We start from the raw sequence: 5,286 nt of genomic DNA on the forward strand, positions 1-5,286 counted from the left end.
GGCCGGAACGTGCCGCTCGAGCGAAAACTCATAGAACAATGCGGGCCGGAACGTGCCGCTCGAGCGAAAACTCATAGAACAATGCGGCCTGCCCAACTCGCTGATGTCCCATCATGATTCAGCCCTCTTGCAACGACTGAATCAGCGAATGTCAGCTCACGCAACCGAAGACTTTTTCAACAAAATCGACCCAAAGCGGACATGCCGACCTCGGTCATCGCAATAAGCTGGGTTGGAGCTATCCTATTCACAGAACCTCGAGGACTATCATCTTTCGGTGGTCTTTGCGGGACAGGCGACTGGGACGTACATCGATATCGGCGCAGGGGCATCCGGTAGCTGAACTGTGCTTCGGAAGCTGGTAGCGGCGCAACCGCGCTTCAGACCCGTCCGTTGACCGGCAGCAGCGCGCCGGTAACGGCGCTGGCGGCGTCACTCGCCAGGAAGAGGATGACATCGGCGAGTTCCTTTGGCGCGACCCATTTGGAAGAATCGGCCTTCGGCATGCTGGCGCGGTTTGCCGCGGTATCGATGATCGAGGGCAGCACCGCATTGACGGTGATCTTGCCTTTCAACTCGGCAGCTAGTGACTCCGTCAGCTTATGCACGCCGGCCTTCGACGCCGCATAAGGACCCATGCCGGGGCCGGCCTGCAGTGCGCCCGTCGCACCGATATTGACGATGCGGGCCGCCCGCGAGTTGAGAAGATGCGGGATCGCTGCGCGCGAAGCATTCAGCGCGGTCTCGACATTGAGAGCATGCATGCGCTGCCAAACCTTGGGATCGCCGTCGGCAATGGTCTCGAAGGCAAATCCGCCAGCAATATTGATTAGCGCGTCGATCGCGCCAAAATGCGCGGCGGCGGCATCGATCGCCTCTTTCGCCTGTGCCGCATCGGTCAGGTCGATGCGGCCGAATTCGATCCGCTGGGCTGTTGCGGCGAACTGCGACTCAGCATGATCGATACCGGCGACTCGCGCGCCGCGCGAAAGGGCTTCCTCGGTGACCACCTTGCCAAGCGCGCCCAGCGCGCCGGTGATGATAAAGACGTTACCCTTCATGGCGGTCTCCGTGCGAATGAGAATGAATCGACGCCGCAATCACTATGGTCAGCCGAGCTTCAAAATGTGCGCCGCCCTGGCTGAGATCGACCGCGACGATACCGGGATAAAATGCCGACGACGCCCGGCATCCGCCCAGGCTTGCGGCGCATATCATTGGCGCCGATCTGCCACAGTCACGCATCACGTCTTCCACTTGATCATCGTCCGCAGGATGCTCATTGGGCGGCCGGCGTAGGGCGGCTGAAATAGCATTTGGATCGGCGAGAGAGGACCTTGATAGAAGACCGGGCGCAATTTTGAAAAGGTGTTGAACCCCTCGCGCGCGTGGTAATGGCCCATACCGCTCGCACCGATCCCACCGAATGGCAGGTCGTGCTGGCCGACGTGCAGGAGAGCTTCATTGACCGATACGCCACCCGACATCACCCGCGAGATGTAGAAGTCGCGCAGCTCGGCATCGGAGGTGAATGGATAGATTGCCAACGGTCGGTCGTGACTATTGATATAGTCGGCGACCTCCTGCCGATCTGTATAGGTCTTGATCGGCAGGATCGGGCCAAAGATCTCGCGCTGCATGACAATCATGTCGTCCGTCGGATTTAGCACGAGATGCGGTGGAAATTTGCGCTGCTTCGTGTCCGGAATCTGCCGTTCCGCAAGATTGACCAGGACTGCACCCTTTGTACGGGCATCCTCCAGGGTCGCCTGCAGCCGCGTGAACGACGGTTCATCGATGATCGACGTGTAGTCTTGACCGTTGATGTCCGGGAAGCGCTCGGCAAACAGCTTGCGGCAATGATGGACGAACTCGTCCTCACTCCCTTTGGGCAGAAACATGTAGTCGACATTCGTACAGATCTGACCGGCATTGAACATCTTCACCCAGAGAATGCGCTCTGCCGCTGTCTTGACCGGGAAGTCAGGCCCAACAATTGCAGGTGCCTTGCCGCCCAATTCAAGCGTGACAGGGGTGAGGTTGCGGGCCGCGTTTGCCATGACTGCGCGACCAGTCGCGCCGGATCCCGTGAACAGCAGATGGTCGAAGGGCAATGACGAGAATGCGGGTCCTCGTCCGCCGCCATCCTCGAAAAAGGCAAGCTTCTCGAGCGGGAAATACTTTGGCGAGACACGGATCAGGACCTCGGCGAGCGCTCTTGAATTTTCCGACATCTTGACCATCGCACGATTGCCGGCGACCAGAATTGCGGCGAGCGGGCAGAAGCTGAGGTTAAGCGGGAAATTCCAGGGAACGATGACCCCGACGACGCCGAGCGGCTGTGGGATGACGCGGTTGCGCGCGAGCGGGTAGGTCATGAAGTCGACGTGCCTGCGCTGCGGTTTCATCCACTTTTTCAGGTTCTTTCTGGCGTCGGCGATTGTTTCCAGGACAACGAAATATTCGGCGAACAGGGTCTCGAATTCAGACCGGTTGCCGTAGTCGGCGTTGATCGCTGCGACCAGCTCGTCCTTGTTGTCCTTCAGGAGTTGCCCGAGGGCCTTCAGGTCAGCAATGCGCTGATCGTAGGATGGCTCGGGCGCCGCCAAATAGGCCGCCCGCTGCGCGGCGAAGCAGGACTGCAGTTCGGCGGGAATGTCGACGGAACGGAAATTGACAGGCACGTTCATGATGTTCGCTTTCTCTGGGTTTCGCGTGTCCTCCAGGTGGGTAACCAGGGCACGCGCTGACCGTGACCGTGTCAACTCCAAGTCAGTGCATGCTTGCGCTCGCATGGACGGAGCCCGGCCTCTCATCCATGATCCGCTTGATGGCGCGAGCGCAGCAGCCGCACTGGGCGCAGCATCCGAGGCAGGCATACACCTCGCTCATGCGGGGCCGTCGCGCTTCTTTTATGACCACTGAGCGCACCTGGTGGTCGCTGAACACATTGCAAGAACAGACGATCATCGCCTTCTCCTAACCAATACCAATGAGTCGGATGAAGACCGCCACAAGCGCGGTGCTCCAGCCGCAAGCACGATGGTTTCCGCTCGGCTCATCTCGGTGTGGCCAAGAGGCCGCTCGCGGACCAGATGGTTACCCATTCCAGCTCCTTCCGAGGCATCGCGAACGCTTGCTGCGGCGCCTCGACGCTACCCGCGTTCAGGTGGCCTTCTGCTTAGCTTCGGTCTGCAGGTCTGCTTCGGTGAAGCCACGGCCGCCGGGGCGGAGCGCCGAATGTTCGCGCTTTGAGTGGACGAGCGGGTAGAACATCTGCGTCGTCCAGCGCTCCGGGCCAAACAGGATGTCGTCCTGCAGGCCGACCTTGGCGGGATATTTGCGTGTGATATGCGCCGTGCCGAACAGCACGTCCCAGAAGAACAGCAGGTTGCCGAAGTTGCCCTTGTAGTGGCCAATGCCATCTTCGTTGGTGAGCGCATGGTGCGCCTGGTGCGTGGCCGGCGTGGAGATGGTGCGCTCCAGCACCCACATCAGCGGATGCAGCGCGCGGATGCGGTACAGCGGCGCATCCCACGCCCAAGCGCAGTGCGCGCCCAGGATGACCGCCAACTTGATCACCAGGTACGCCGCATAGACTGGGCCGAAACCCAGGTACACCGCCACGCCGCCGATCCACAGGCCCGGCATCATCAGGTAGTAAAAGAAGTTGTTGCGGTAGGTAATGCGCACGCTCATGTAGGCCGCGCTGTGATGCGCGCGGTGCAGCGGCCACAGCAACGGCGTGTGCGAGGCGCGGTGCCAGAGGTACTGCGTGAGGTCATCTCCGATGAGCAGCAGTCCGGCCATCGCCCACCATGGCAGGTTGGCCCAGGCGTCGTGCTGCGTCGGCATGAGCCAGCTGCACAACGCGTTGCTGCCCAGCAGTGCGATAGGCTGGGTGATGGCGATCAGGCTGACGAACATCAGCACTTCAAGCCAGGCGTCGTTGGCTGTCGCGTTGCCGCGCACGGTGGCTTGATACCGCCGGGTGACGAACTCCATGGCGGCAAAGCCTAGGATGCAGGCGCCAATTAAGAGGTACTGCAATTGCGAGCTCATATGGGACGTCTCCTGCCGCTCTCATGTTTTGAATTGTGGAACGGTCTAAGGGGTGTCGCCATATTGCGTCCAATGCATAATATTCATCGTCTTGATGCATGGAGAGCAATGCCGTGAATCTGCGCCGCCTGAATCACGTTGTCGCCCTTGCCGACACTCTGCACTTCGCCCGCGCCGCCGCAGCCGCCCACCTGAGCCAGCCGGCCTTCAGCCGCAGCATCCAGGCCATCGAGAACGACCTGGGTATCCGCCTGTTCGACCGCGACGTTGGTGATGTCCGCCCCACCCGTGCCGGGGAATTCGTCATTGAGCGGGCGCGCAAGCTGCTGTTCGAGGCGCGTTGCCTGCAGCGCGACGTGGATCTTTACCGCGACAGCCAGCTCGGCGACACGGCCTTCGGCGTCGGGCCGCTGCTAACGGCCACCCTGATGCCACGCGCGCTTGTGGCGTTGCGCCGCCAGCACCCGCAGGTGGCGCTGCGCATGGAGGTCGGCAACTGGGCGCAGTTGCTGGAGAGCTTGCGTACCGAAAGCATCGAGTTCTTTGCCGCCGATGTCCGTGACATGCCTGGGGATGCCGCGCTGGACATCCAGTTGATCGGGGGGCAGCAGGCCGGCCTGTATGTGCGGGCAGGACATCCGCTGGCCGGGCGCGAGCACATGCTGCAGGACGTCTGGGCGTACGGTCTCGCCGCACCGAAGTTGCTGAGCCCCTCAAAGGTGGAGCTCGCCGCCCTGCTGGGCCTGCCTGCGGGCCAGGAGGCCGCCATTGCGCTCGAGTGCGACAACTACGGCCTGCTCAAGACGGTCGCGCTCACCACGGATACTGTTCTGGGTGCGACGAACGCGGCGGTACGGGGGGAGCTGGAATCCGGCGCGCTTGTCCGGCTTGTCGTACATGGCTGGCAGTCGCCGCCGTCAAGCACGGGCATCGTGTGTTTGCGAGGGAGAACCTCGTCGCCGGCAGCCAAGGCAACCGTAGCAGCGATTGTGCGGGCAGCGGCCGAGATCAACGTCTAGGCGCCTTGTCGCACTCGACGCATCGTCCGGTGCGGATTACCGGCCTGTCCATATGACGACTGTTTCGAAGTGATCGACCAGACGCCGGAGTCTGCTTGTGGCCGATTTTGTTGAAAAAGTCTTCGGTTGCGTGAGCTGACATTCGCTGATTCAGTCGTTGCAAGAGGGCTGAATCATGATGGGACATCAGCGAGTTGGGCAGGCC

The 5,286-nt window shown here is 61.4% G+C and carries 4 protein-coding genes; 1 reads left to right on the forward strand and 3 read right to left on the reverse strand.

What is annotated here, in order from left to right; genetic code table 11:
• Positions 1-380 precede the first annotated feature (380 nt).
• From fabG to AB4Z51_RS44195, 3 genes are all read right to left on the reverse strand, one after another.
• Positions 381-1,061, reverse strand: coding sequence for a 3-oxoacyl-ACP reductase FabG (gene fabG / locus AB4Z51_RS44185; protein ID WP_085398751.1), 681 nt, complete (start codon positions 1,059-1,061; stop codon positions 381-383).
• A 183-nt stretch (positions 1,062-1,244) separates the two neighbouring features.
• Entirely contained in the window at positions 1,245-2,771 is a 1,527-nt protein-coding gene (locus tag AB4Z51_RS44190) for a coniferyl aldehyde dehydrogenase (RefSeq protein ID WP_441499702.1), read from the reverse strand.
• Positions 2,772-3,165: 394 nt separating this feature from the next.
• Positions 3,166-4,062, reverse strand: coding sequence for a sterol desaturase family protein (locus tag AB4Z51_RS44195; RefSeq protein ID WP_038388984.1), 897 nt, complete (start codon positions 4,060-4,062; stop codon positions 3,166-3,168).
• A 113-nt stretch (positions 4,063-4,175) separates the two neighbouring features.
• Between AB4Z51_RS44195 and AB4Z51_RS44200 the strand changes: the two genes are divergently transcribed.
• Entirely contained in the window at positions 4,176-5,081 is a 906-nt protein-coding gene (locus AB4Z51_RS44200) for a LysR family transcriptional regulator (RefSeq protein WP_085398752.1), read from the forward strand.
• Positions 5,082-5,286: the final 205 nt, after the last annotated feature.

Origin of the sequence: Bradyrhizobium sp. 2TAF36 (assembly GCF_052114925.1) — a bacterium.
GTDB classification, from domain to species: Bacteria; Pseudomonadota; Alphaproteobacteria; order Rhizobiales; family Xanthobacteraceae; genus Bradyrhizobium; species Bradyrhizobium barranii.